Below are 22872 nucleotides of genomic sequence, written 5' to 3'. Positions count from 1 at the left end.
TTTAAAAAAAATAATAATTATGGCACCAAGTGTGCTGTGTCAGCTGTAATCGTTCTTTAAAAGAGCACTACTATGAATTTACCAATCTCTTCCTCCGGTAGTTTTACCGAAGCAACCATGGGCATGCCCAAGTTTCGTCAAAGTGTGATTACGCTTGATGGCGTTAAAAAGACGTTTTCCAGCCCCGGTACCGAGCCTATTAATGTCATTGATGACATCACCCTCGACATCAAGCAGGAAGAGTTCGTCAGTATTGTAGGCCCCAGTGGTTGCGGCAAAAGTACCATGTTCAACATTATTGCCAGCCTGCTAGAGCCCAGTGATGGCAGCATCACTTTGCATGGCAGCGACCCTAGTTGCGGTGCGCGGATTGGTTATATGTTGCAGCGCGACTTGCTGTTTCCTTGGCGAACAATCATCGACAATGTCTGCCTCGGCCTTGAAATCCAGGGCGTGCGCAAGGTTCGGCGCTACGAAATGGCGCGCGATCAGCTGGCCCGCTATGGCTTGGCTGATTTCGCTGACCAATATCCTCATACCTTATCAGGCGGGATGCGTCAGCGGGTTGCATTGATTCGTACGCTAATCACAGACCCCGACCTTATTCTCCTTGATGAGCCTTTTTCAGCCCTCGACTACCAAACGCGGCTAGTGCTTGAAGAGGAGATCGTTTCAATCCTGAAAGAGCATCACAAAACAGTGGTGTTGATCACCCACGACATCGGCGAAGCCATTGCCATGTCGGATCGCGTTGCCGTCATGACCCAGCGGCCTACTTCGGTGAAGAAAATTTATGACGTGGGCTTATCACGCGAGCTCGGCTCTTGTCTCAAAGCGCGCAGTGATGCTCGCTATCAGCAGTTCTTCGACAGCATCTGGGACGATTTAGATATTCAGATCGTCGGAGGTGCGGCATGAGCGAAGAAAAACTGTATACCCATACCATTAGCGCTGGCAGCATCAAGGAGAACAACGAGCAGTGGACGCGCAATTTACTTTTCACCGATAACCTTTGGCGAGGCGCTGGATTAGCGCTGGTTATCATTGTATGGCAAGTCGGTGTGAGCACAGGTTGGATCAACTCATTTCTGATGGGCTCGCCGGTGGGAATCGCTAACGAGGCTTGGCGTCTCATTCAGTCGGGGCAGCTACTCAACGATACCGTTGCGACTGTTTATGCCACGGTCGCAGGCTTTCTAGCAGGCAGCATTCTTGGCTCCATCGTGGGTTTACTGCTGTGGTTCTCACGCACGACGGCGCGCATCATCGACCCTTTCGTAGTGGCGCTCAATGGCCTACCCAAAATTGCTCTAGCACCGATGATTATCATTTGGTTTGGCTCGGGCATGTTCTCAAAAATTATGCTCGCGTTTGTGGCGACCTTTGTCGTTGCGTTGCTCTCTGCTTATCAGGGTACGCATCAAATTGACCGTAACCTGATTAATCTAATGCGTTCGCTAGGTGCCAGCCGCCGCGAAATTTTCACCAAGGTGGTGACTCCCGCCACGCTGCCCTGGATTATCTCTGCCTTCCGTTTGAATATTGGTTTCGCCTTGATCGCTGAAATCGGGGGGGAGTTCATCTCTTCCGATCGCGGGTTGGGCCGCATGATCTTCGTGGCTGGGAATCTGTTTAATCTCAACGTTGTTTGGGTGGGCGTGATCATGCTGATGATCGTGGCCATCGTGCTTTACATCATCGTGTCCCAGGTAGCTAAGTTGTTGTTGCCTTGGGAAAAAGGACAAAAATAATAGTAGTGACGTTATTAACTCCTGTAGCACTGACCCTAACCGTAAGAGGTATCTAATAATGAGCATTTCTTCTGCCTATAAGTGCGTTGCCTTGGGCGCAAGTTTGGTTGTGCTGGGTGCTACCACCCATGCTCAGGCTGATGATATGGATACTATTTTGATTAACGAAGCATTCCATTCGCTACTCTATCTACCTGTCTATGTAGCCAAGCACGAAGGGATTTTCAATGACCATAATATTGATGTACCCGTAGTACGGTCTGCTGGGTCAGGCCCTGTGGCACTGGCATCAGTGCTCTCCGGCGAATCGCAGTTTTCGGTACATGGCCCGGAGCACGTTGGTTTTGCCCAGGAGCAGGGCGGTAGCGGCAAGGCAATTAGTGCCGTCGCCAACAGTGCGCCGGTGTGGGTGCTGGCGCATCCTGAACTCGACTACTCTTCACCCGCGGATCTTGCAGGAAAAGACGTTGTAGTGGGATTAGCGCCAGGTACCTCCAATACGTTGATCCGCCGATTTATCGAGGATGCCGGTCTCACTGGAGAAGTGAAGGTCACTGAGGTGCAGAACGGCTCTGAACTGGGGCCAGTTCTATCCGGACGAAGTGATATCGCTGTCTTGTATCAGCCCCAGGTTGAGCAAGGTATTTCTCAGGGGTTGGAAATTATCCACGCTTTCACTGACGACTATCCAGAGTATGCATTCTCAACTATCAATACCTCCCAGGTCATGATCGATAACAACCCTGACTTAGTGGCTCGTTTTGTTGAGGCGATCAACGATTCACTGGCGCTTATCCACTCCGATCCCGAAGCTGCCAAGGCGGTGGCACGATTGGAGTTCGGTGACTTGCAAGGTGATGTGGTGGATGCCGCTGTGCAGCGCATGATCGACAATAACGTCTATCCCGAGAGTGTGCTGATCACTGAAGAGGCATTCACCAACGCTATTGAGATGCAGCACTTCGTCGGTAACATAAAGGGTGAGATGTACTATGACGATATTGTGGACGCTTCTTTTGCCAATGCAGTCGTGCAATAAATTTAGTAACGCTTCATATCGGGTGAGGCATGAGCCTCACTCGATATGGTTATTGGAGTAAGGACTGCATGCTGTCAGCACTACTTTTCTTCTGCTTGGTGGGTAGTGTGGCTGGCGTGATCGCCGGTTTGTTTGGTATTGGAGGGGGAGTGGTGATCGTACCTGCACTGATCACTTCTCTCAGTCAGCAAGGTGCAATAGCCGTTGAGCTATTGAAGCGTATGCTTCCTGGACTAATGCTAGGTGCTGTCCTGGGGGGCTGATCGCTGGGCAACTACGGGCCGACTTGTTAGAGCGATATTTTGGAATCTTCATATTGTTACTGGCCCTTCGCATGCTGCTGGCCAAGCCACCCAAGGCTGGCCGGCAACCGGCCAGCCTCCTAGCAATGTTTACCGTGGGCACGTTCGCTGGCATCGCATTCTTCAGCGTGCCCTGCGCTCGCATTGGCGTGCGGCTTGCTCATCACTTATCACTGCAGCTACTCAGGCGCTTATTTGCGCTGTTGATGCTGTTGGTTGGCCTAACATTGATTATCTGAGCGGTTCATCGGGCCGCTGGCGTAATTGGAGACTAATGTGATGCATGATCCCAAGATGACCATTAATGCCTTTCAGTTAGCGTTGGCTGAGGGGAAAGCCGAGCCTCTCGACTGGTGGCACGCCTGCACTGCACGTATCGATCAGCGGGAGCCTGATGTGCAGGCCTGGGAAGCACTGGCGGTAGAGCAGCCTGTAGCGCCAGAAACGTACCTTGGAGACAGTCTCTTGTATGGCGTTCCGGTAGGCATTAAAGATATTATCGAGACGGTCAATTTGCCCACTAGTTGGGGCACTCGTGGCTACTTATCCTCTCCAGGAGCGCTGGTAGACGCGGCCCTTGTGACGCTGCTAAAGGAACAGGGTGCACTGATCATGGGGAAAACGGTCTCTACCGAATTTGCCTACTTCACCCCCGGTAAAACTCGCAATCCTCACGACCCTTCACGTACCCCGGGTGGCTCATCCAGTGGCTCAGCGGCCGCAGTAGCCGCTGGCATGGTGCCCATTGCCTTCGGAACACAAACGGCAGGCAGCATGATTCGCCCGGCGAGCTATTGTGGGGTATTTGGCTTCAAGCCGACGTTCGATACTCTAAGCCCCGCTGGTGTGAAGCCCTGTGCAACGTCGCTCGATACCCTGGGGTGGTTCGCACGGCATATTGAGGATATTTGCACTACTTTCTCAGCACTGACGCGGGCTCCGCTAATCACATCATTGAAGAACCTTGCTGGCGTACGAGTGGGTGTCCGCAGCTTGCCCGGTGATATACCGCTGGATACCGATGTTGAGCAGGCACTTGCCCATGCTCAAGAGCGGCTTGTGCAAGCGGGTGCTGAACTGGTGCCATTAGCGTTGGATGCTCGCTTTGAAGCGTTAGTCGAACATCAAAAGGTGGTGATGGCCTATGAGGCGGCTCAGTCGCTGGCCAGCGAGTACTCACGCTTCGCTGAGCAAATGGGACCTAAGCTGGTTGAACTGATCAAAGATGGTAAAGCCATCAGCTACGTGCGCTACCTTGAGGCGCGGCGCACAACAAATACGATGCAACAAGCAATGTCGTCGCTGTTCGATGAGGACGTCGATGTGATCCTTGCTGCAAGCGCCTCCGGTGTGGCCCCAGAAGGCATAGAAGTAACGGGCGATCCGCTTTATTGCCGTGCCTGGACGTTGCTCGGCGTACCATGTCTCAATCTACCGTTAAGTCAGGGGGCGGACGGCATGCCGGTAGGCGTGCAGTTAATAGCAGACCGTTGGCAAGATCAAAAGTTGCTGCAAATTGCCAGCACCCTGATGGCAAAAGAGATGCCAGCAGAAGCTAGGTATTGCTATGGCTGATCCAACACTGCCTTGTTACGTTGGAGTAATAAGGCAGTGGGCAGTGCGCCCATGCAGGTACTCTCAATGTCGAGCCCATTGCCGCCTTCTAGTTGGCATTCATGTATGACGCTGAGCCCAAAAATAGATGCCACCAATACACGCAGGCAGGACGAGCCGCAGTTAATCATTTACACCTCAATCAAGCTATCAAGGACGCGGGCAGTTGGGCTTACGGCCATTGCTGCGGGCTTGCTCATAGGTAGCCAGAGCCTGATTCATATTGGCTTGTAGGCCTTCAATCCGATTACCTTGGCCGGGGTGAGTCGACATCCACTCAGGGGGCGCGCCGCCGCCAGTGGCGGCCTGCATGTTTTCCCATAGCGTCACGCTCTGGCGTGGGTCAAAGCCCGCTTGCGCCATCAGATCCAGGCCAATCACGTCAGCTTCACTTTCATGCGCCCGCGAAAAGGGCAGCACGATGCCGTATTGAGCTCCCATGCCCAGCACACCCATCAGCTGTTGGCCGCCGGCGGACTGCATGCCTGCCGCGCTGGAAATAGCTGATAAACCTAACGATGTTGCATTTTGAGTGGAGGCGCGTTCATTAGCATGGCTCGCCAGCACGTGACCGACTTCATGCCCTATGACCGATGCTAGCTGATCCTGGCTAGTGGCAACGTCCAGCATGCCGGTATTCACGCCGATATAGCCGCCGGGTAGTGCGAAGGCGTTGGGCTGCTCGGATTCAAAGACACGGGTTTGCCAGTCTAACTGCTGCTGCTCGGCGGGGAGTACGGCGATAACAGCATCGGCAATACACTGCACGTAGCGTTGGCTAGATTGGTTGGCAGAGGGAAGCTCTTGCTGGTACTGAGAAAATGCCTGGCGGCCCATGTCATTGAGTTCGCTATTAGACATTAATAGCAGCTGCGAACGCCCTGTGGGCGAGGTGGTACAGGCAGCGATAGATACGCATATAGCGGTCATAGTAAAAGGGCGAAGCCAGCGCATGAGAGGTTTTCCTTTTAAACGAATGAGTTTCTTATTCATAAGAAAGTCGCTGAAAGCAATCAATCAATGCTTACTATCATAACCTACCTAAAGGGTAAGTATGGATGCTGAACGGCATCGTCACCTAAGGCACTTGACTAAAATAGCTTATCCTTGCGGTATTAGCTGACCATCAGCGCCCACGTTCAGACGAATGGTCGGGGTCAGTAACCCCGCGGGAAGCCTCATACCCAGCCCGCGTAGATCCCCTGGCGTAATCGCCAACTGGCTGCCGGGCGGCAGCTCGCCTTGAGTGGCTAATGGGCTGGCAAGCTCAAGCATGGGGGCCATGCGATGAGTGTCGGTGGCTAGCGCGTCAAAGGCAATCGGCAGGCGTAAGTTAGCGTCGTCGCCGGAGGTCAGCGTAACGTCTTGCTTATATTGGCCCTGAACAGGGTCAACGCCGGGCATATCCAGCGTCCAGCGAAAGCGCAGAGCAGCATTAAACATAACATTCCTCGTAAGGCGAGTAAGGCAAAACGCCCGCTTGACGATGCAAGCGGGCGAATGTGGATCACAAGGGAAAACGTTAGTGCATTAGCGACGGCTCTTGCGCGCCTCTTTGGTGCGATTAAGCTCGCGTTTCTTGGCCTTCTCTTTGTCACTGGCCCCCGCCATGTTATCGAACGGGTTGCTGCCCGAACGAAACTCAAAGCGAATCGGCGTTCCACGCACCTTCAGCACTTTACGGAAAGTATTGGTGAGGTAGCGGCGATAGGCCTCTGGCACGGACTCAGTTTGATTGCCATGTACCACGATAATCGGCGGATTACTGCCGCCCTGGTGCGCCATACGAAGTTTAATCCGTCGCCCCTGTACCATCGGGGGTGGGTTTTGGCTTACCGCATCCTGCAGCAGGGTAGTTAGGCGGTTGGTCGACCAGTGGGCATTGGCCGCGTCAAAGGCACGATCAATCGAGGGGTAAAGATCACCCACCGCGGTGCCGTGCAGGGCAGAGATAAAGTGCAGCTCGGCGTAGTCCGCAAAGCCCAGGCGGCGTTTCACCTCGGTGCGCATTTTATCCTTGGCCTCGGTCTCTAGCCCGTCCCACTTATTCACCGCCAGCACCAGCGCGCGCCCAGTGGTCAACACATAGTCCAGCAGGTGCAAATCCTGCTCCACCAAGCCGCTGGAACCGTCCAACACCATGATCACTACATGCGATTCTTTGATCGCATCCAGGGTCTTGATAATAGAGAATTTTTCGGTGATTTCGCGGACGTTCTTGCGCCGCCGAATGCCCGCTGTGTCAATTAACACATAGGGCTTGCCGCGGCGCTCAAAAGGAATTTCGATAGAGTCACGGGTCGTGCCGGCCTCATCAAAAACCACCACTCGATCTTCACCGAGCAGACGATTGACGAGGGTCGATTTGCCGACGTTAGGTCGGCCAATCACTCCAATGCGAATGCCCTTGCTGCCTGTGTCGGCAGGAATGCTGGCATCTCGCTCGGGAAACGGTTCAAGCACCACGTCGATTAACGTAGAAACATTGCGCCCGTGTGCGGCGGCAATCGGCCATGGGTCGCCAAGCCCTAGCGACCAGAAGTCGCCCATGGCCGAATGTTCTTCTAGGCCGTCGGTTTTATTCACTACCAGCCAGGTTTTTTTCTGATTAACCCGCAGGTGATTAGCAATCGCCTGGTCTGCAGGCATGAGGCCGGCGCGCGCGTCGACCATAAACAGCACAATATCGGCTTCATCAATAGCAGCGAGTGACTGCTCCGCCATCGCGGCGTCGATTCCCTCTTCGTCACCGCTGATGCCGCCGGTATCAATCACCGTATAGACTTTATCGCCCAGCATGCCGTTGCCATATTTGCGATCGCGGGTAAGGCCCGGAAAATCGGCCACGAGCGCATCACGCGAACGCGTTAGGCGGTTAAACAACGTCGATTTGCCCACATTGGGGCGACCGACTAAAGCAATGACGGGTGTCATGGAGTGACTTCCAGGGTTTCCAGGCGACCATTGTTGGCCTGGACATGAATGGTGCTGCCTTCAGTGACGGGGCGCACGCTAATGCCTGATTTGTGTACGCGCGTACGTCCGACAATGTCGCCTTCGCGTGCATCGATCAAGTGAAGGTAGCCTTCAAAATCACCGACCACAATGCGGCCATCGGCAAACGCAGGTGCGGTTAGCCAGCGATCTTCCAAATCTTCGTTGCGCCAAACTTCCTGGCCATTGTCTGCATCTAGCGCTACAACGTTGCTGTCATCGGTGACGATATACAGCAAGTTACCGACCAGCAGCGGCGTGTGGCGGCTGGAAAGGTTTGCTTCCCAAAGCAGGTCGCCTTGGGTGGCTTCCAGTGCGACGACGCGGCCGTTATAGCTGGTGACAAACAGCCGACCATCGGGGGTGATAATCGGCTGGCCGGAAAGATCCACCAGGCGCTCTACTTCGCTACGCCCACGCGGAGTGGCAACCTGCAGCTCCCAAAGTGGCTGGCCGGTGCGGTTATCCAACGTCGCTAAGCGGCCATTTGCTAAACCGATAAAGCTGACAGGATCAATCACCATCGGCGTACCGGTGCCGCGCAGCGTTAGCGACGGCTGTGAGCTAGTGTATGCCCAGCGCTCTTCGCCCGTGGCGCGGTCCAGCGCAGTGATTTGACCATCAACGCTTTGCACGATCAGCAACTGCTGGTTAGCCTGTGGCGCGGCCAGCACTTCACTGGATACCCGAGCGCGCCAGCTTTCACTACCATCTCGCTGATCCAGCGCGATCACTTCGCCGTTGCCGGCTAAATAAACCTGGCCAGCAATCGCCGTTAGCGCGCTGGAAATAGGTGTTTCAAGATCTATTTTCCACTCAACGTCGCCGCTGTCTGTATTCATTGCCATCACAACACCGTTGGCGTCAGCGGCAAAGACGCTATCGCCTTCACGAGCAGGCGCAATAGGGTAGCGTGCATGGCCTAAACCATCGCCAATGTTGCGCCGCCACTGGGTGTCCAGCGACGCGGTTTCGTTGAAACTGCGCAGTTCTTTCGGCGTGTAGGCAGGCTCGCCTTTACTGGCACAACCAACTAGCAGCGCTAGCGTCAGTGCGCCTAAACCAGCTCGCATCATGTGTTTGGTAATCATTGTGTCGCCTCCTCAGCGCCGAGATCGTCAAGCTTGAACTGCACGCCATAAAGCGGCTGATCTTGCGTCTGCGCAAGCTCCATGGCGTTTTCCCATGCATCGCGAGCAGCATCAGTATCGCCTTTGGCAACGAACGCATCACCGCGCACGTTTGCCCGCTGAGCAGCCAGCGCATCGCTAATCGGCTTTTCTAACAGCGCGAGCGCTTCATCGGGGTTGCCGTCGGCAAGTTCTACTCGCGCTAAGCGCAGCCAAGCAAGGCTCTGCACGTAGCGGCGCGAGGAGTCATTGGCAACGCTTTCTAAGGAGGCTTTTGCACCCTCCAGATCATCTTGCTGCACGGCTAAACGTGCATCGAGCAATAGGGCAAGTTCTGCATACAGCGTATTGCCATGCTCGTCATTCAGCTCACTGACCATCTCACGTACGCTGGCCACATCATCATCGGCGAGCTCATTGTTCGTAGTCATGTTGACGATCTGCTGGTAGCGCATGGACGCGGATTCTGACTGGCCCTGTTGATAATTTTGCCAAGCATGCCAACCGAATACGCCAGCTCCCGCCAGAACCGCACCTGCTACCAAGGAAATTCCATTTTCTTTCCACCAGCGCTTGACTGCGTCTAGCTGCTCTTCGTCGCTTCTCAGCTCCGCCACGGGCGGCCTCCTATTTTAGTGGGTATGCACGAACAGGCACCCTGTGCCTGCTGGGCATTAAGCATTAATGGCTAACAGTTCGCGTAGCGTATCGCCTAGCGCCGAAAAAGACGCTCGCTGCTGTTCGCGGTCATCGCGTAGAAATTTGAGCGTCGCCAACTGCTCAGCAATTTCATCTTCGCCGAGCAGTATGGCCATGGTGGCGTTACTTTTATCGGCTTTCTTCATACGACTTTTAAAGCTACCGCCGCCGCAGTGAAGCTGCAGGCGTAGTGTGGGAAGCTCACTACGCAGCTGCTCGGCCAGGGCGATTGCCGCTAGAGTGGCATTATCATCCATTGGCAGTAAGAAGACGTCACAGCCGCCAAGCGCGTCGTCGGGAATTAACTGCAGGGTTTCAAGCAGCAGAATTAGCCGCTCAATGCCCATGGCAAAGCCTACCGCGGGGGTCGGTTTGCCGCCTAGCTGTTCGACGAGACCGTCGTAGCGCCCACCTGCACACACGGTGCCCTGGCTGCCCAGCGCTGTGGTGGTCCACTCAAATACGGTGCGGCAGTAGTAATCAAGCCCGCGCACAAGACGTGGATTGATGACATAAGGGATGCCCGCCGCTTCAAGTATCTTAGCGAGCTGCTCAAAGTGTTCGCGTGATTCAGTATCCAGGTGATCCATCAACTGCGGTGCCGAATTCAGCATGTCGGCCATCGCCGGATTTTTAGAATCCAGAATACGCAGCGGATTGCTGGTCAACCGGCGCAGAGAGTCTTCATCCAACACATCGCGGTGCTGCTCAAAATAGGCAACCAGCGTGTCCCGATAGGCCGCACGCGCCTCAGATGAACCCAGCGAGTTGAGCTCTAAGGTGACGTGTTCCATCAGGCCCAGCTCTTGCCACAGGCGGGCCGAGAGAAGAATCACTTCGGCATCTATATCCGGGCCTTCAAAGCCAAAGGTTTCGACGCCAATTTGATGAAATTGACGATAGCGGCCTTTTTGCGGGCGCTCGTAGCGAAACATGGGTCCCTGGTACCACAGCCGCTGGGTTTGGTTATATAGCAGGCCATGTTCCATCGCGGCGCGCACGCAGCTGGCGGTGCCTTCCGGGCGCAGGGTCAAGCTCTCGCTGTTGCGATCGTCGAAGGTGTACATCTCTTTTTCGACGATGTCGGTCACTTCACCGATAGAGCGCGCAAACAGCGCCGTTTGCTCAACAATAGGCGTGCGAATTTCGTTGAAGCCGTAACGCAGCATGAGCTGGCGCACTTTGGTTTCAAAAAATTGCCAGCGTGGGCTATCGCTGGGTAACAGATCGTTCATGCCACGGATAGCTTGAATCTTTTTAACGCCAGTCTTGCTCAATGAAAACTCCTTAGTCTGCCTTTAGGCGCCGCGCGTTCAGAGTCTTGGTGTGAAACTCATTCTGGCGGGCTTGGCAGTACACCCCAGCGCCTAAGTGCTGCGGGCAATCATGTCGTCTTGCTGCTGCTGTTTTTCGCGCACTTTATCGCGAATCAGTCGCTCTAAGTCATCGACCAGATGGTCATTGCGTAGCTTGCTGGCCGGTTTTCCATCGATATAAACCAAGTTAGCGGGGCTGCCGCCGGTAAGGCCGATATCGGTCTCTTTGGCTTCGCCTGGGCCATTAACCACGCAGCCAATTACCGATACATTGAGCGGCGTCATGACATCCTCCAGCCGCTCTTCCAGCTGATTCATGGTGTCGATCACGTCAAAGTTCTGGCGTGAGCAGCTGGGGCAGGCAATAAAGTTGATGCCTTTAGAGCGCAGCTTGAGGCTTCTCAGCATGTCAAAGCCGACCTTGATCTCTTCTACCGGGTCGGCCGCCAGCGAGACGCGGATAGTGTCGCCAACGCCATCCATTAATAGCATGCCTAGGCCAATCGATGATTTGACGGTGCCCGAGCGCAGTCCGCCGGCTTCGGTAATGCCCAGGTGCAGCGGTTGCTCAATGCGTGTGGCAAGGTCGCGATAGGCGGCCACCGCCATGAAGACATCCGAGGCTTTCACGCTGACTTTGAATTCTTGAAAATCGAGACGATCAAGATGATCGATATGACGCATGGCAGATTCAACCAGTGCGGCCGGTGTCGGCTCGCCGTACTTTTTCTGCAGGTCTTTTTCCAAAGAGCCGGCGTTAACGCCAATGCGAATGGGAATGCCATTATCCCGGGCCGCGCTAACCACTGCCTGCACGCGATCTTCCCGACCAATGTTGCCGGGGTTAATGCGCAGGCAGTCCACGCCAAGTTCAGCAACGCGCAGGGCGATCTTGTAATCGAAGTGAATGTCGGCAACAAGCGGTAAATTGACGAGTTTTTTGATTTGGCCAAAGGTTTCCGCCGCGTCCATGTCAGGCACCGAGACGCGCACAATATCCGCACCGGCTTTTTCCAGTTGCTGGATTTGTGCCACGGTAGCGGCGACATCAAGCGTATTTGTGTTAGTCATGCTCTGGACAGAAATCGGCGCATCACCGCCCACCGCTACGTTACCAACGTGAATCTGGCGGGAAAAGCGGCGTTTAATCGGAGAAGGGGCGTGCATAGGGCGGGTCACTCTCCCAGGTTAAATCGGGCTACGTTATTGGCACCGGCTTGGGCGGGAAGATCAACTTCCTCACCCTGGTAGCGCAGTTCAACACCGGTGGCATTGCCTATCGTTAAACGAAACGGCGGCTGGCCTTCGACGCTGGTGGACGTGCCGGGCGTTTGCAGGCCAACAAAAATGCGCTGATTGGTGGCGTCAAAAATTTCGGTCCACGACTGCTCGTTGAACGTGAGCTCAAGAACGTTGGCGTTCGTCGTGGTTGTTGCGTCGGCGGTGTCCTCCGGATCACTTTCTACCGCTGCGGTTTCTACCGGCGGCGCGTCATCGGTAGCGACCAGTCTCGGCGGATCGATAATCGCGACGGTATCGGCGCCGCCTGCTTGCTCTTGGGAAGTCGGTGCTGCACCGCTGGTAATGCTGGGCTCGACGGCGGCACTCTCTGCTTCCGGCGACTCTGCTTGCGCATTCACCGTCTCCTCTGTGGACGATGAGCCAAGGCCGGGTGGTTCGTTGCCACCACGGCTTTGCCACCACATCACCGTTACCGCAATTAATCCAACAATGACCAGCAGCGTAACGAGTTTGAACAGCCAGGCACCAATGCGGGAAGGCGGCCGGGTAGTCGACACCGGGATGACCTTACGCTCAGCATCGATACTGCCATGGAGGGCCTGATAAGCCTCGAGTACGAGGCGGTCATCCATGCCGAGATATTTTGCGTAGGCGCGCAGGTAGCCGCGGCGATAGGCGGCTACGGGGATTTCTTGGTAGTTATCTTGCTCTAGCCCGTTGACCACGGCCGGGCGCAGGTTCAGTGCGCGGGCGGCATCGGCGAGCGGCACGCCAAGCTGTTCTCGCTGGCGGGAGAGAAGCTCACCGGGAGAAACGATGTTGGTGCTATTAATGACGCTTTCTTGTGGCTGTGTATCGCTCATGGCTGAGCATCCTTCATTAAATAAGCGGTGATCAGGGCGTCAATCAGTCGGTGCCAAGCTGGCGCTGGAAGTCGGCGGCGACGCTATGGTCGCCGCGGGCATGGGCGATATCAACCGCCATTTCTAGCGCCGCTTGGTCGGGCTCAGCGAGCTGTAAATAAGATTGCAGCGGTGCCCAGGCCTGAGCGTAATTGCCCTGCGAATATTCGAGTTCAGCTAACATTAAATAACCACGCGCATTGCGCGGATCAATACTTTGCGCACGCTGCAACCTGGCGCGTGCATCATCAAATTCTTCCAGCGCCACATAACACTGCCCCAGGTTGGTAAATAGCTGGGACCGGCTGGCGTACTGGGCATCATGAGATGCAGTTTCTAGCTGTTCACAGGCGAGGTCAAACTGGCCCTGTCCGTACAAGAACGCCGCATAGTTGTTACGGGCGCGCGTAAAATCAGGCTCAGCGTCAACCACTTGTTGAAAATAGTTGTTAGCCAGTGCATTTTCGCCCTGGCGCTGGTAAACCAATGCTAGTGCTTGTAACGCTTCTGCATGGCGCGGGACAATATCGAGCGCCCGATCCAGTGCATTTAACGCGCGGGGAAGATTGTCGCGCTCCAGATAAGCGACGCCAAGCTGCGTATAGGCATCGGCCGCTGCTGGGTTAGCTTGGGGTGAAGCCGTATTGGATGAAGCACAGCCAGCGAGCCACAGGCTGCCGATAAGCACGGTCAGCAGGTGCACCCGAATTGGGTGTTGGCGCTTGCGGTGAGCGATCATATCAATCCTTTCGTGGTGAACGTCCAACGACTAATAACCGTGCAAATAGAGCATAACGCCATGACAATAAAAACCGTGACCATCAAAGCGCCGCGCTAGGCGGAAGTCAAGCCAAGCCCTGTTTTGTACCCATTGCGTTAGTCGGCATCAAGCTGTACCGACTGGATATGGCGCGCGCTGCGTTTAGTACGGTCTTTCACGAGCCCAACTAACTGGCCGCAGGCGGCGTCAATATCTTCACCGCGCGTTGTTCTCACCGTTGCATTGTAGCCTTCATCGTAAAGCCACTGCTGAAAGCGCATGACCTGGTTGCGCGATGGTTTCTCGTACCCGGAATTAGGGAACGGATTAAACGGAATCAGGTTAATCTTACACGGCAGCTCTTTAAGCAAAGCGGTGAGCTGCTCTGCGTGCTCCTGCTGATCATTGATGTCTTTGATCAGCGTGTACTCAATGGTGATCTGCCGATTGTCTGGGCCTTTGGACAGGTAGCGATGGCAGGCATCCAGCAACGCGCGAATGTTATATTTGCGATTGATGGGTACCAGCGTATTGCGCAGCTCGTCCGTTGAGGCGTGCAGAGAAATGGCCAGACTAACGTCTATTTCATCGCCGAGCTTGTCGATCATCGGCACAACGCCGGAGGTTGACAGCGTCACGCGGCGCTTAGACAGACCATAGCCGTTGTCATCAAGCATCAGCTTCATGGCCGGTACAACGTTATCAAAGTTGAGCAATGGCTCGCCCATGCCCATCATGACGACGTTGGTTACCGGGCGATTAGCCGTATCTCGGCGCGGGCCAACGCTACGCTGAGCGACCCACACCTGGCCAATGATTTCAGCCGCGGTTAAGTTGCGCTGAAACCCTTGCTTGCCGGTGGAGCAGAAGCTGCAGTCCAGCGAGCAGCCGACCTGAGAAGAGACGCAGAGCGTGCGGCGTTTGCCGTTCTCCGCCGGAATCAATACCGTTTCTACGTAGCTGCCATCTTCTACTTCCAGTACCCACTTGCGGGTGCCGTCGCTGGAAGTGCCTTCATAGACTACCCCTGGGCCACGAATTTCTGCTACCCGCGCCAGTTTTTCACGCAGCGGTTTGGAGAGATTCGTCATGGCAGCAAAATCATCGCTACCCTCTTGATGAATCCACTTCATTAGCTGAGCAGCACGGAATTTTTTTTCGCCAATCGACAAAAAGAACGTTTCCATCTGCTCGCGGGACATGCCGAGCAGGTTGTGGCGTTCAGGTGACGTTTTGGCAGCAGGTGTGCTGGCGGCATCAGAACGAGGAGCGGGCGTATGTTGGGCTACAGTGGTGGTCATGGCGGTCAGCGTTAAAGAGAAGGGCGGAGGCGTAGCCTCCGCAAAATGGCCGGCAACGAAAGTCGATACGGCGGCGCCATCAGTTAGGCCCATCAATCAGTCAGGCCTATCAGTCAGGCTTAGCGTGGGCAAATTTCATCGTTGCCGAAGAAGTAGCTAATTTCGCGCTTAGCACTTTCTGCAGAATCAGAACCATGGACAGCGTTGGCGTCGATTGTTTCCGCAAAATCGGCGCGAATGGTGCCAGCAGCGGCTTCTTTCGGGTTAGTGGCGCCCATCAAGTCGCGATTTTTAGCAATGGCACCTTCACCTTCAAGCACTTGAACCACAACCGGGCCAGAGGTCATGAAACCAACGAGGTCTTTAAAGAAAGGACGCTCTTTGTGCTCGGCGTAAAATCCGCCAGCTTTCTCTTCAGAAAGGTGTACCATTTTGGCCGCTACTACGTTCAGGCCGGCTTTTTCAAAGCGAGCGATGATCTCACCGATAGCATTTTTGGCAACGGCATCAGGCTTGATGATAGAAAGAGTGCGTTCAGTAGCCATGCGAATGGTCTCCTTGAGTTCTTGAAAAAAAATTAAGCAAAAATTGCCGCCTCAGAAATCCAGGGCGGCCAAGACAAAATGATTTGGCTAATGTGGTTCAGCAGCAAGCGCATTTAAAAACGCACGGGAATGCCCCGGCTGCCTGAACTCAGATATCCAGGGGCGCGATTATAGCGCTTAAGCCGGGGGATGAATACCGGTGATGAAACCTCGCCACACATAGCTTAAACGGTAAAGCTTTCGCCGCAGCCGCATTCGTCTTTTACGTTAGGGTTATTAAACCGGAAGAAGCGGTTGAGCCCTTCGCTAACGTAGTCCACTTCACTGCCGTTGAGCATCTCTACCGCATCAGGGGCCACATAAACACTGGCACCATGGGCTTCAAAATGCACATCATCTTCGTTGACGTTGTCGGCAAAATCAAGCACATAGCTGTAGCCTGAGCAGCCGCTCGGCTTAACCGAAACCCGCAGGCCAAGGCCTTGGCCGCGCTCGTCAAGCACATGGCGGATCTGCTGTGCGGCAGCCGGGGTAATGTTAAGTGTTGCCATGGGGCGTCCTCCTTAAAAAATGTCAGCCGCTTAGCGTGGCGGTGCACGTAAACTGCTCACCGCGTGGCGAATGAGCGTTAGCGCATGATCAATGTCGGCTTCGGTGGTGAAGCGGCCAAAGCTAAAGCGCAGTGATGAAAGCGCCAGTGAGCGCGGCGTGCCGATGCCCAGTAATACGTAGGAAGGATCGACGCTGGCCGAGTTGCACGCTGAGCCGGTGGATACAGCGACGTCACGCAGCGCCATCAGCAGCGATTCGCCGTCGACCCCTTCAAACGCCAAGTTGAGAATATTGGGAACAGCGTTATCTAGCGGCGTATTGGCAAAAATGCCCTCGACGCCTTCCAGCCCGGTTAAAAAGCGCTGCTGCAAACGGCCGATATGCGCGTTGTCGTCATCGAACTGTTGCTGCATCAAGGCAAGCGCTTCACCCATTCCCGCAATTTGATGGGTCGGCAGCGTTCCAGAGCGCATGCCACGCTCGTGGCCGCCGCCGTGAATGAGCGCCTCAAGGCGAATGTCCGGATGGCGCTTAACATAAAGCGCCCCGACGCCTTTCGGGCCGTAGGTCTTGTGTCCAGAAAGCGACATCAAATCAATTTGCTGGGCCACCACGTCGAGCGGGATACGCCCTGTTGCTTGCGCCGCATCGGTATGGAACGCGGCGCCAAATTCATGGGCGACGCCCGCCAGCGCGGCGATATCATTAATGCTGCCCAGCTCGTTATTTACGGCCATTAACGAGACCAGTGCGGTGTCGTCACGCATGGCAGCGCGCAGCTGCTCAGGCTGAATGCAGCCATCGCGCCCTGGCGTTAGCCATGTCACCTCAAAGCCTTCTTTTTCAAGCGCCGCAGCGGTATCAACCACCGCCTTGTGCTCGATTGTAGAGGTTACTAGGTGCATGCCGCGCTCGCGATTAGCGCGCATAAAGCCAGTCAGCGCTAAATTATTCGCTTCCGTGGCACCGCTGGTCCAAACAATCTCTCTAGGGTCGGCACCAATGGCATCGGCCACCTGGCGGCGCGCCTGCTCAATCACCTGTTCCGCCTGCCAGCCGAGCATATGGCTGCGCGATGCGGGGTTGGCAAATAGTTGGTCAACCGTCAGGTAGCGCTGCATGACCTCGACCACGCGCACGTCAACCGGCGCGGTGGAGGCATAATCTAAGTAGATTGGCAGCGTAGGCGTGGTCATGGTTAAGGTACCGGCGGTTTATTGATAATTACGACATTAGAAGCGCTAATGGATGGCTGGCGCTAGGGCGATGAGACCAGAATGCCGGCGTCAGCGCGCTGGTCCTGTCGCGCTGCTATCTTTATGACATCAGGACGCAGCATCAGTTGTGCCAGGGTCATTTCGTCCAGAAAGTGACGAATCTGAATAGACAGCTCGCACCATAAATGGTGGGTCAGGCAAGTGTCACCCTGCTGGCAGTCTGAAAGCCCTTGGCAGCGCGTGGCATCAACGCTTTCATCCACCGCGTCAATGACGTTCGATACGCTAATCGCTGTTGGCGGCTGCGACAGCAAGTAGCCGCCGCCCGGCCCGCGTACGCTGTCAACCAAACCAGCACGGCGCAGGCGAGCAAACAGCTGCTCTAAATAGGAGAGCGATATTTCTTGGCGTTGGGAAATATCGCTTAGGCTGGTCGGGCCGTTATGGGCATGCAGCGCTAAATCGAGCATGGCGGTAACGGCATAACGGCCTTTGGTGGTCAAGCGCATGGCAAGCACCTCGACGCTGAACCCTCAGCGCTAACGGCAAATGTGTCGCCATTATGGGAAAACCTGAGTGCTTTGGTCAACTATTACTCGGTGGCGGCGCTGTTGGCCCGCTGTCTGAATCGTTAGCAGAGGGCGCCGTTGAGCGCTTTTCGACGCTAGAGCAGGCGCTATCATGCTCATCCAGAATGTCGGCAAAATCTTCGTTGCGCAGTGCAGGCAGGCGACCTTCGCGGTAGTCGCCGTCTAGTTTGCGCAAGGTTGAACACATGTGTTCAATGCGTTCATCCACCGCATGCATATGATCGAGCATCGCCTGCATCGAGCGTGCAACGGGGTCCGGCATGTCCTGACTAACGCCGTACGCATCAAAGCCAAATTTCTGGAAGATGGCTTCACGGCGAGCAGGGTCAATGTCCAGAGCTTCCTCTACATCGGGGTCGGCACGTTTAACAATCTTGCCTGGAATGCCGACTACCGTAGCGCCCGGGGGGACTTCTTTAGTGACCACTGCGTTAGAACCAATCTTGGCCCCGGCACCCACGATAAAAGGGCCGAGTATCTTGGCGCCAGCACCGACAATCACGCCATCCTCAAGCGTTGGATGGCGTTTGCCTTTGTTCCAACTGGTGCCGCCGAGCGTGACGCCTTGATACAGCGTCACGTTATTGCCGACTAGAGCGGTTTCACCAATCACCACGCCCATGCCGTGGTCGATAAAAAAGCGCCGCCCAATGGTAGCGCCTGGATGAATCTCAATGCCGGTCAGCCAGCGCGAGAAAGTTGATAGCGTCCGTGACAGCCATTTGAGATTTTTCTTCCACAGCCAGTGGCTGCAACGATGTAGCAGCAGCGCGTGCAGGCCAGGGTAGTTGGTCAGCACCTCAAGAAAGTTGCGTGCGGCGGGGTCGCGCTCAAATACACTATTGATGTCTTCACGCAGGCGTTGAAACATAAGAAGTCCTTGGGAGCGACAACGAATTTAATGTTAGAGGATACTGCGATGTTGGGGCGTCTGCCGATGACTTCAAGCTACGTCGGTCAGCGCTAACGCCGCGGATTGCCGGCGGCTTTGTCGGTAGCCGATAGGATTCCACGCAAAATATTGATTTCCATGCGCTCAGGGCGGGCGCGCAAGTATAAGCGGCGCAGTCTTGCCATTAGCTGGCGCGGTTGGGCTGGGTCATGAAAATCAATGTCAATTAGCGTACGTTCTAAATGCTCAAAATAGTGCTCAATCTCAGCGTGCGTCGCCAGCTCTTCCTCATCGACAGCTGCCGCTGGCGGCGTATCGGCTTGACCAAGCCACGCCATACGACACTCATAGGCCAGCACTTGAACCGCCGCTGCCAAATTGAGTGAGCTAAAATCAGCATTGGTGGGAATATGCACATGGGCATGGCATCGCTGGAGCTCAGCATTGGTAAGGCCGCTGTCTTCGCGCCCAAAGACCAGTGCGATGCTGGCGCCCTCTGGCTGACACTCTGCGGGCAGGCGGTCCGCTAATTCTCGCGGAGAGAGCATTGGCCAGGCCAGCGTACGCGAGCGCGCGCTGGCGCCAACGGCTAAGGTGCAGTCAGACACCGCGTCTTCTAGCGTTGCATGCACGCGCGCTTGATGAAGCAGGTGATCAGCCCCCGATGCGCGGGAAATACTGTCTTGAGTCAGTACCTCACAGCGGGGGGCGACGAGGGCTAAATCTGCTAAGCCCATATTGTGCATGGCGCGTGCCACGCCGCCGATGTTGCCAGGATGGCTAGTGCCAATTAGAACAATGCGAATGCGCTCAAGCATGATAGGGCCCGGTAAATAGTGCTCGGTGATCAATAAGGCGTAAAACGCGCAGTCTAGCATGAGTCGATGGCATGCCCGAGAGCGGTCTGCTAGAATTGCGCCCCAAAGGTGACTATACGCGCCTGCGCTTAGCGCTCTGTTGTTTGCTTTACACCCCGTTCTTTAACATCACTGTCACAAGGCCCGATCATGAACCCTATGGTCCAATTTACGCTGCGTGCTGCACGCGGCGCTGTTGAACATTTTATGCGTGTACGCGAACGTATTGAAAACGCTCACGAAGAATTTAACCTTGATCGCCTGCTCGATGAGACGGCGCGCAAGGCCGAAGCAACGATTGTTCAGCAGTTGGAACGCGGTTATCCCCAGCACGGTGTTACCGGCCGCTTTACACCGCATAGAGCGGGTGAAGGCGAAGGTGCGGATGTCGTCTGGAAAATTGAACCAATGCACGGCTATTCCAATTTAGCCGTTGCCGGTACGGGCTTTGCACTGTCAGTGGTGTGTCTTATCAAAGGTCGTCCCGAACACGCGGTGATTATTTCCCCGTTCGGCGACGATGAATATATCGCCAGCCGCGGTCGCGGCGCTCAGCACAATGATAAACGCATGCGCGTTAGCAAGCCCACGGCTATTACGGGTACGCGCATGGCGATGAGCCTACCGGAAACCTGGCTGCGCACTCGTCATTTACCCGCTTACTTAACCGTTAGTCAACAACTCGCTCCGCAGGTGGAAACATTGCTGGCGACGGGAAGCGGTCTCTTGGATTTGTGTGAACTCGCCTGTGGCCGCGTTGACAGCGCCTTCGTGCTGGGTCTGGAAGAGCAGGATATGCAGGTGGGTACGCTGTTCTTGAAAGAAGCCGGCGCCCTGATGGGTACGCCTGACGGCCAGCCGACGGTAAAAGTGAAAGGGCTGCTGATGGCCGCCGGTCCACGCCTTTACAAGGCGCTGGTTAAGCAGTTGACGCCGCACTTTTAAAGCGCTGCTCAGCTACGCACTTCGAATAAATTAAACAGTTCGAACAAGTTAGGCGCTGCGAATAAAAAAGGCCCCTGCTGGGAAACCAGCAGGGGCCTTTTGGTAAATTGGTAAACTTGATTTATAAGTTGTTTGGCACTTTTATGAGCATCCGAATAAAAGGCGGGGGAAACAGATGAAACCATTATCTTCAATTGCCGTATTTTGCGGTTCAAATACGGGTGGAAGCGTTGCTTATACAGACGGTGCAGTCAGTTTAGGCGAGAGTTTTGCTGACAGTGGAATCAAGCTTATATATGGTGGCACTCATAAAGGTCTTATGGGGGTACTCGCAGATGCTTTGCTGGAAAGTAAGGGCCACGCTCACGGTGTGATCACGCAGCGTTTATATGCTAAAGGTCATCTTCACCCTAAGATACAAGCGCATGAGGTAGTAGCGACGATGCGTGAGCGGAAAGGGCGAATGGCTGAGCTATCGGATGGGTTTGTTGCAATGCCTGGCGGGATTGGAACGCTTGAAGAGTTTATGGAAGTGTGGACGCTGAATCAGTTGGGAGAAATCTGCAAGCCGCTGGGACTATTTAATATAAATGGCTTTTTTGACCCTTTCATGGCGTTTATTGATCATATGATTGAGGAGCGCTTTCTGCCTGCGGAGCATCGCCATTCGATTGTAGTTGAAAGTGATCCCAAGCGCCTGCTGAATAGTCTCCAGCACTATCAGCCGATCGGCGTTCCTAAATGGCTGCCTAATCTGTAAATCTCACATCGATATGTCCGTATTATCCAATTGTTGTGTCAGTTGATCGGCGAAGCGTGCCGCAGCAACAGATAGCGTTCGGCCTCTTAGCTGAGCACAAATCAACGGTGCTGCGGGGACATCTCTCTCATCAATGGGGCGCGAAATGATGGTGCTCTCTTGCAAGCTATTCGGCGTACCAATGGCGATCTGAAAACCGATACTGCGCTGATCTTGTAGCAACCCTCGCATTAATTCGAAGGAGTTTGTCTCGGCACTTATTTGTGCTTTATTGGTGCGCCGGATCAAGATAGGTTGCAATAATTCACGCACCCCTAATGATGCGTCTGGTAATACCAGCGGGTAGTTTAAGCATTCACTCAGCCGTACGGTAGGTTGCGCTGCGAGCGGGTGCTGTGCCGACATAAGTGCAACCACCGGTTGAGCCACCATGATCAGTTGCATGACCTCCGAGCTCATTTTAGGAAACACCACAACGGCGAGATCCGCTTCAAAAGCGATCAAAGATTTCAGTGCTTCACCACGGTCAGCAATGCGAATTGAGAATGACACACCTGGATGACGCTCTCGAAAAAGCCTGATCTGCTCAGGTAAAAACTTAAGTGCTAAAGCCTGGCTTGCAACGATGGCCACATGCCCCTTACGTAACCCTTTAAGCCCCTCGATTTCTGATCTGACGCGATCCAGGTCTGCCATATGTCGTCTGACATAATCCAGGAATATTTCTCCTGCCGCGGTCAAGCGCATGCCTTTGGCATGGCGTTCAAAAATCTGCGTTCCCAACTCTTCCTCAACTTGCTGAATACGCCGATCCAGCGCCGAAGGTGTGATGAAAAGCGTCTCGGAAGCGCGGCGAATTGAGCCCGCTCTAACAACGGCATCGATGTACTCAAATAAACGAAGATGCTTCATAGCTTTTTTCCAAGCGTTGAGTTTTTTAGAACACTATACGAATTTTTTAGCAATAGATATCACCGCTCGGGCAGGGCTAGTCTGGGGACAGCCAATAAGGAGGCTCTCCATGACATCCCTCTTCGATAGCTCCGGCATTTGCCCTTCAATGGTATCCCTCGTTAGAGAAGCACGCCCCTCTGTGGCGATGACTTTCGAAGCCAAGCCTCTCCCCGTCACGATTGATCTGACCAGAAGTGCCCTAGTGATGGTGGATATGCAGAACGACTTCTGTCACCCCAATGGCTGGTTTGCCACTAGCGGCACCGATATTGCTTATGCAAGAGGTGTTATTCCTAACGTAGCAAGTTTGATGCGCAGCGCTCGACAGCACGATGTGCCGGTAATTCATCTGCACTGGGGCGTCCGGAGCGACACCCTAGAGCTAAGCACCACTCAGTTGATGTTTGGTACGCGTTTTGGTCAGCGAAAAGGGTATGGCGATATCGCAGCAGCAGGGCACCGCATATTAGTACGCGATGAGTGGGGAGCGGCGGCCATCGAAGAGCTGGC

The 22872-nt window shown here is 54.7% G+C and carries 26 protein-coding genes and 1 pseudogene; 9 read left to right on the top strand and 18 right to left on the bottom strand.

The window, feature by feature from the left end:
* The first annotated feature begins 72 nt into the window (after window positions 1-72).
* From ACTH5D_RS02400 to ACTH5D_RS02375, 6 genes are read left to right on the top strand one after another with little or no spacing between them, the layout of a single operon-like run.
* Window positions 73-918 carry an ABC transporter ATP-binding protein gene (locus ACTH5D_RS02400; protein ID WP_441668033.1) on the top strand — a complete coding sequence of 282 codons (846 nt, stop codon included), beginning with the start codon at window positions 73-75 and terminating at the stop codon, window positions 916-918.
* A complete protein-coding gene (locus ACTH5D_RS02395) occupies window positions 915-1751 on the top strand; it encodes an ABC transporter permease (protein WP_441668032.1) in 837 nt (278 codons plus the stop codon). The genes ACTH5D_RS02400 and ACTH5D_RS02395 overlap by 4 nt, the downstream gene beginning before the upstream one ends.
* Window positions 1752-1809: 58 nt before the next feature.
* On the top strand, window positions 1810-2790 hold the full coding sequence (locus ACTH5D_RS02390) for an ABC transporter substrate-binding protein (RefSeq protein WP_441668031.1): 981 nt from the start codon (window positions 1810-1812) through the stop codon (window positions 2788-2790).
* A gap of 29 nt (window positions 2791-2819) precedes the next feature.
* Window positions 2820-3053, top strand: a complete 234-nt coding sequence (locus ACTH5D_RS02385; protein WP_441668030.1) for a hypothetical protein — start codon at window positions 2820-2822, stop codon at window positions 3051-3053.
* Window positions 3054-3106: 53 nt separating this feature from the next.
* Window positions 3107-3331 carry a hypothetical protein gene (locus tag ACTH5D_RS02380; RefSeq protein ID WP_441668029.1) on the top strand — a complete coding sequence of 75 codons (225 nt, stop codon included), beginning with the start codon at window positions 3107-3109 and terminating at the stop codon, window positions 3329-3331.
* 40 nt (window positions 3332-3371) lie between these two features.
* Window positions 3372-4667: an amidase gene (locus ACTH5D_RS02375; protein WP_441668028.1), complete on the top strand. Its 1296-nt coding sequence runs from the start codon at window positions 3372-3374 to the stop codon at window positions 4665-4667.
* Here the strand turns inward: ACTH5D_RS02375 and ACTH5D_RS02370 are convergent.
* The 17 genes and pseudogenes from ACTH5D_RS02370 to ACTH5D_RS02290 form a co-directional block, all read right to left on the bottom strand.
* Window positions 4658-4837 carry a hypothetical protein gene (locus ACTH5D_RS02370; protein WP_441668027.1) on the bottom strand — a complete coding sequence of 60 codons (180 nt, stop codon included), beginning with the start codon at window positions 4835-4837 and terminating at the stop codon, window positions 4658-4660. The genes ACTH5D_RS02375 and ACTH5D_RS02370 overlap by 10 nt on opposite strands.
* Window positions 4838-4856: 19 nt before the next feature.
* The gene (locus ACTH5D_RS02365; protein WP_441668026.1) at window positions 4857-5660 is read right to left on the bottom strand and encodes a M48 family metallopeptidase; all 804 of its coding nucleotides are present in this window, start codon (window positions 5658-5660) and stop codon (window positions 4857-4859) included.
* A gap of 147 nt (window positions 5661-5807) precedes the next feature.
* Window positions 5808-6128, bottom strand: a pseudogene (locus tag ACTH5D_RS02360) (hypothetical protein); the annotation flags it as partial.
* Window positions 6129-6236: 108 nt separating this feature from the next.
* Complete coding sequence (der, locus tag ACTH5D_RS02355; RefSeq protein ID WP_441668025.1) at window positions 6237-7640, bottom strand: ribosome biogenesis GTPase Der; 1404 nt, start codon at window positions 7638-7640, stop codon at window positions 6237-6239.
* Entirely contained in the window at window positions 7637-8791 is a 1155-nt protein-coding gene (bamB, locus tag ACTH5D_RS02350; protein WP_441668024.1) for an outer membrane protein assembly factor BamB, read from the bottom strand. Before bamB ends, der begins: the two co-directional genes overlap by 4 nt.
* A complete protein-coding gene (locus tag ACTH5D_RS02345) occupies window positions 8788-9447 on the bottom strand; it encodes a YfgM family protein (protein WP_441668023.1) in 660 nt (219 codons plus the stop codon). The genes bamB and ACTH5D_RS02345 overlap by 4 nt, the downstream gene beginning before the upstream one ends.
* Before the next feature lie 57 nt (window positions 9448-9504).
* Window positions 9505-10806: a histidine--tRNA ligase gene (hisS, locus tag ACTH5D_RS02340; RefSeq protein WP_441668022.1), complete on the bottom strand. Its 1302-nt coding sequence runs from the start codon at window positions 10804-10806 to the stop codon at window positions 9505-9507.
* Window positions 10807-10896: 90 nt separating this feature from the next.
* Window positions 10897-12012, bottom strand: coding sequence for a flavodoxin-dependent (E)-4-hydroxy-3-methylbut-2-enyl-diphosphate synthase (gene ispG / locus ACTH5D_RS02335; protein WP_441668021.1), 1116 nt, complete (start codon window positions 12010-12012; stop codon window positions 10897-10899).
* An 8-nt stretch (window positions 12013-12020) separates the two neighbouring features.
* Window positions 12021-12950, bottom strand: a complete 930-nt coding sequence (locus ACTH5D_RS02330) for a RodZ domain-containing protein (RefSeq protein WP_441668020.1) — start codon at window positions 12948-12950, stop codon at window positions 12021-12023.
* A 43-nt stretch (window positions 12951-12993) separates the two neighbouring features.
* The gene (pilW, locus tag ACTH5D_RS02325) at window positions 12994-13728 is read right to left on the bottom strand and encodes a type IV pilus biogenesis/stability protein PilW (protein ID WP_441668019.1); all 735 of its coding nucleotides are present in this window, start codon (window positions 13726-13728) and stop codon (window positions 12994-12996) included.
* Between the two features lie 137 nt (window positions 13729-13865).
* Window positions 13866-15050: a 23S rRNA (adenine(2503)-C(2))-methyltransferase RlmN gene (rlmN, locus tag ACTH5D_RS02320; RefSeq protein WP_441668090.1), complete on the bottom strand. Its 1185-nt coding sequence runs from the start codon at window positions 15048-15050 to the stop codon at window positions 13866-13868.
* Window positions 15051-15169: 119 nt separating this feature from the next.
* Window positions 15170-15595, bottom strand: a complete 426-nt coding sequence (ndk, locus tag ACTH5D_RS02315; RefSeq protein ID WP_441668018.1) for a nucleoside-diphosphate kinase — start codon at window positions 15593-15595, stop codon at window positions 15170-15172.
* Window positions 15596-15819: 224 nt separating this feature from the next.
* Window positions 15820-16146, bottom strand: coding sequence for a HesB/IscA family protein (locus ACTH5D_RS02310; protein ID WP_441668017.1), 327 nt, complete (start codon window positions 16144-16146; stop codon window positions 15820-15822).
* Window positions 16147-16176: 30 nt separating this feature from the next.
* The gene (locus ACTH5D_RS02305) at window positions 16177-17343 is read right to left on the bottom strand and encodes an aminotransferase class V-fold PLP-dependent enzyme (RefSeq protein ID WP_441668016.1); all 1167 of its coding nucleotides are present in this window, start codon (window positions 17341-17343) and stop codon (window positions 16177-16179) included.
* A gap of 62 nt (window positions 17344-17405) precedes the next feature.
* On the bottom strand, window positions 17406-17873 hold the full coding sequence (locus ACTH5D_RS02300; RefSeq protein ID WP_441668015.1) for a Fe-S cluster assembly transcription factor: 468 nt from the start codon (window positions 17871-17873) through the stop codon (window positions 17406-17408).
* Window positions 17874-17949: 76 nt separating this feature from the next.
* Complete coding sequence (gene cysE, locus ACTH5D_RS02295) at window positions 17950-18825, bottom strand: serine O-acetyltransferase (protein ID WP_441668014.1); 876 nt, start codon at window positions 18823-18825, stop codon at window positions 17950-17952.
* Between the two features lie 92 nt (window positions 18826-18917).
* Complete coding sequence (locus ACTH5D_RS02290; protein ID WP_441668088.1) at window positions 18918-19664, bottom strand: RNA methyltransferase; 747 nt, start codon at window positions 19662-19664, stop codon at window positions 18918-18920.
* Between the two features lie 189 nt (window positions 19665-19853).
* Here ACTH5D_RS02290 and ACTH5D_RS02285 point away from each other — a divergent pair, with 189 nt between their 5' ends.
* On the top strand, window positions 19854-20648 hold the full coding sequence (locus tag ACTH5D_RS02285) for an inositol monophosphatase family protein (RefSeq protein WP_441668013.1): 795 nt from the start codon (window positions 19854-19856) through the stop codon (window positions 20646-20648).
* A 175-nt stretch (window positions 20649-20823) separates the two neighbouring features.
* Window positions 20824-21408, top strand: a complete 585-nt coding sequence (locus tag ACTH5D_RS02280) for a TIGR00730 family Rossman fold protein (protein ID WP_441668012.1) — start codon at window positions 20824-20826, stop codon at window positions 21406-21408.
* Window positions 21409-21411: 3 nt separating this feature from the next.
* On the opposite strand, the gene ACTH5D_RS02275 is transcribed toward ACTH5D_RS02280, so the two are convergent.
* Window positions 21412-22320, bottom strand: a complete 909-nt coding sequence (locus ACTH5D_RS02275) for a LysR family transcriptional regulator (RefSeq protein ID WP_441668011.1) — start codon at window positions 22318-22320, stop codon at window positions 21412-21414.
* A 109-nt stretch (window positions 22321-22429) separates the two neighbouring features.
* Between ACTH5D_RS02275 and ACTH5D_RS02270 the strand changes: the two genes are divergently transcribed.
* A partial coding sequence (locus tag ACTH5D_RS02270) for a cysteine hydrolase family protein (RefSeq protein WP_441668010.1) occupies window positions 22430-22872 on the top strand: 443 nt, incomplete at its 3' end.

This window comes from Halomonas sp., from assembly GCF_052095695.1.
Taxonomy (GTDB): Bacteria; Pseudomonadota; Gammaproteobacteria; order Pseudomonadales; family Halomonadaceae; genus Vreelandella.
This window is presented reverse-complemented; position numbering and strand designations above follow the sequence as displayed.

Coding starts and splice junctions, on each gene's coding strand:
- ACTH5D_RS02290 (WP_441668088.1), bottom strand. CDS start 19,664: ATGCTTGAGCGCATTCGCATTGTTCTAATTGGCACTAGCCATCCTGGC.
- ACTH5D_RS02370 (WP_441668027.1), bottom strand. CDS start 4,837: ATGATTAACTGCGGCTCGTCCTGCCTGCGTGTATTGGTGGCATCTATT.
- cysE (WP_441668014.1), bottom strand. CDS start 18,825: ATGTTTCAACGCCTGCGTGAAGACATCAATAGTGTATTTGAGCGCGAC.
- ACTH5D_RS02300 (WP_441668015.1), bottom strand. CDS start 17,873: ATGCGCTTGACCACCAAAGGCCGTTATGCCGTTACCGCCATGCTCGAT.
- ACTH5D_RS02330 (WP_441668020.1), bottom strand. CDS start 12,950: ATGAGCGATACACAGCCACAAGAAAGCGTCATTAATAGCACCAACATC.
- ACTH5D_RS02285 (WP_441668013.1), top strand. CDS start 19,854: ATGAACCCTATGGTCCAATTTACGCTGCGTGCTGCACGCGGCGCTGTT.
- ACTH5D_RS02400 (WP_441668033.1), top strand. CDS start 73: ATGAATTTACCAATCTCTTCCTCCGGTAGTTTTACCGAAGCAACCATG.
- ACTH5D_RS02305 (WP_441668016.1), bottom strand. CDS start 17,343: ATGACCACGCCTACGCTGCCAATCTACTTAGATTATGCCTCCACCGCG.
- bamB (WP_441668024.1), bottom strand. CDS start 8,791: ATGATTACCAAACACATGATGCGAGCTGGTTTAGGCGCACTGACGCTA.
- ACTH5D_RS02395 (WP_441668032.1), top strand. CDS start 915: ATGAGCGAAGAAAAACTGTATACCCATACCATTAGCGCTGGCAGCATC.
- rlmN (WP_441668090.1), bottom strand. CDS start 15,050: ATGACCACCACTGTAGCCCAACATACGCCCGCTCCTCGTTCTGATGCC.
- ACTH5D_RS02390 (WP_441668031.1), top strand. CDS start 1,810: ATGAGCATTTCTTCTGCCTATAAGTGCGTTGCCTTGGGCGCAAGTTTG.
- ACTH5D_RS02310 (WP_441668017.1), bottom strand. CDS start 16,146: ATGGCAACACTTAACATTACCCCGGCTGCCGCACAGCAGATCCGCCAT.
- ACTH5D_RS02375 (WP_441668028.1), top strand. CDS start 3,372: ATGCATGATCCCAAGATGACCATTAATGCCTTTCAGTTAGCGTTGGCT.
- pilW (WP_441668019.1), bottom strand. CDS start 13,728: ATGATCGCTCACCGCAAGCGCCAACACCCAATTCGGGTGCACCTGCTG.
- ispG (WP_441668021.1), bottom strand. CDS start 12,012: ATGCACGCCCCTTCTCCGATTAAACGCCGCTTTTCCCGCCAGATTCAC.
- ndk (WP_441668018.1), bottom strand. CDS start 15,595: ATGGCTACTGAACGCACTCTTTCTATCATCAAGCCTGATGCCGTTGCC.
- ACTH5D_RS02385 (WP_441668030.1), top strand. CDS start 2,820: ATGAGCCTCACTCGATATGGTTATTGGAGTAAGGACTGCATGCTGTCA.
- ACTH5D_RS02275 (WP_441668011.1), bottom strand. CDS start 22,320: ATGAAGCATCTTCGTTTATTTGAGTACATCGATGCCGTTGTTAGAGCG.
- der (WP_441668025.1), bottom strand. CDS start 7,640: ATGACACCCGTCATTGCTTTAGTCGGTCGCCCCAATGTGGGCAAATCG.
- ACTH5D_RS02280 (WP_441668012.1), top strand. CDS start 20,824: ATGAAACCATTATCTTCAATTGCCGTATTTTGCGGTTCAAATACGGGT.
- ACTH5D_RS02365 (WP_441668026.1), bottom strand. CDS start 5,660: ATGCGCTGGCTTCGCCCTTTTACTATGACCGCTATATGCGTATCTATC.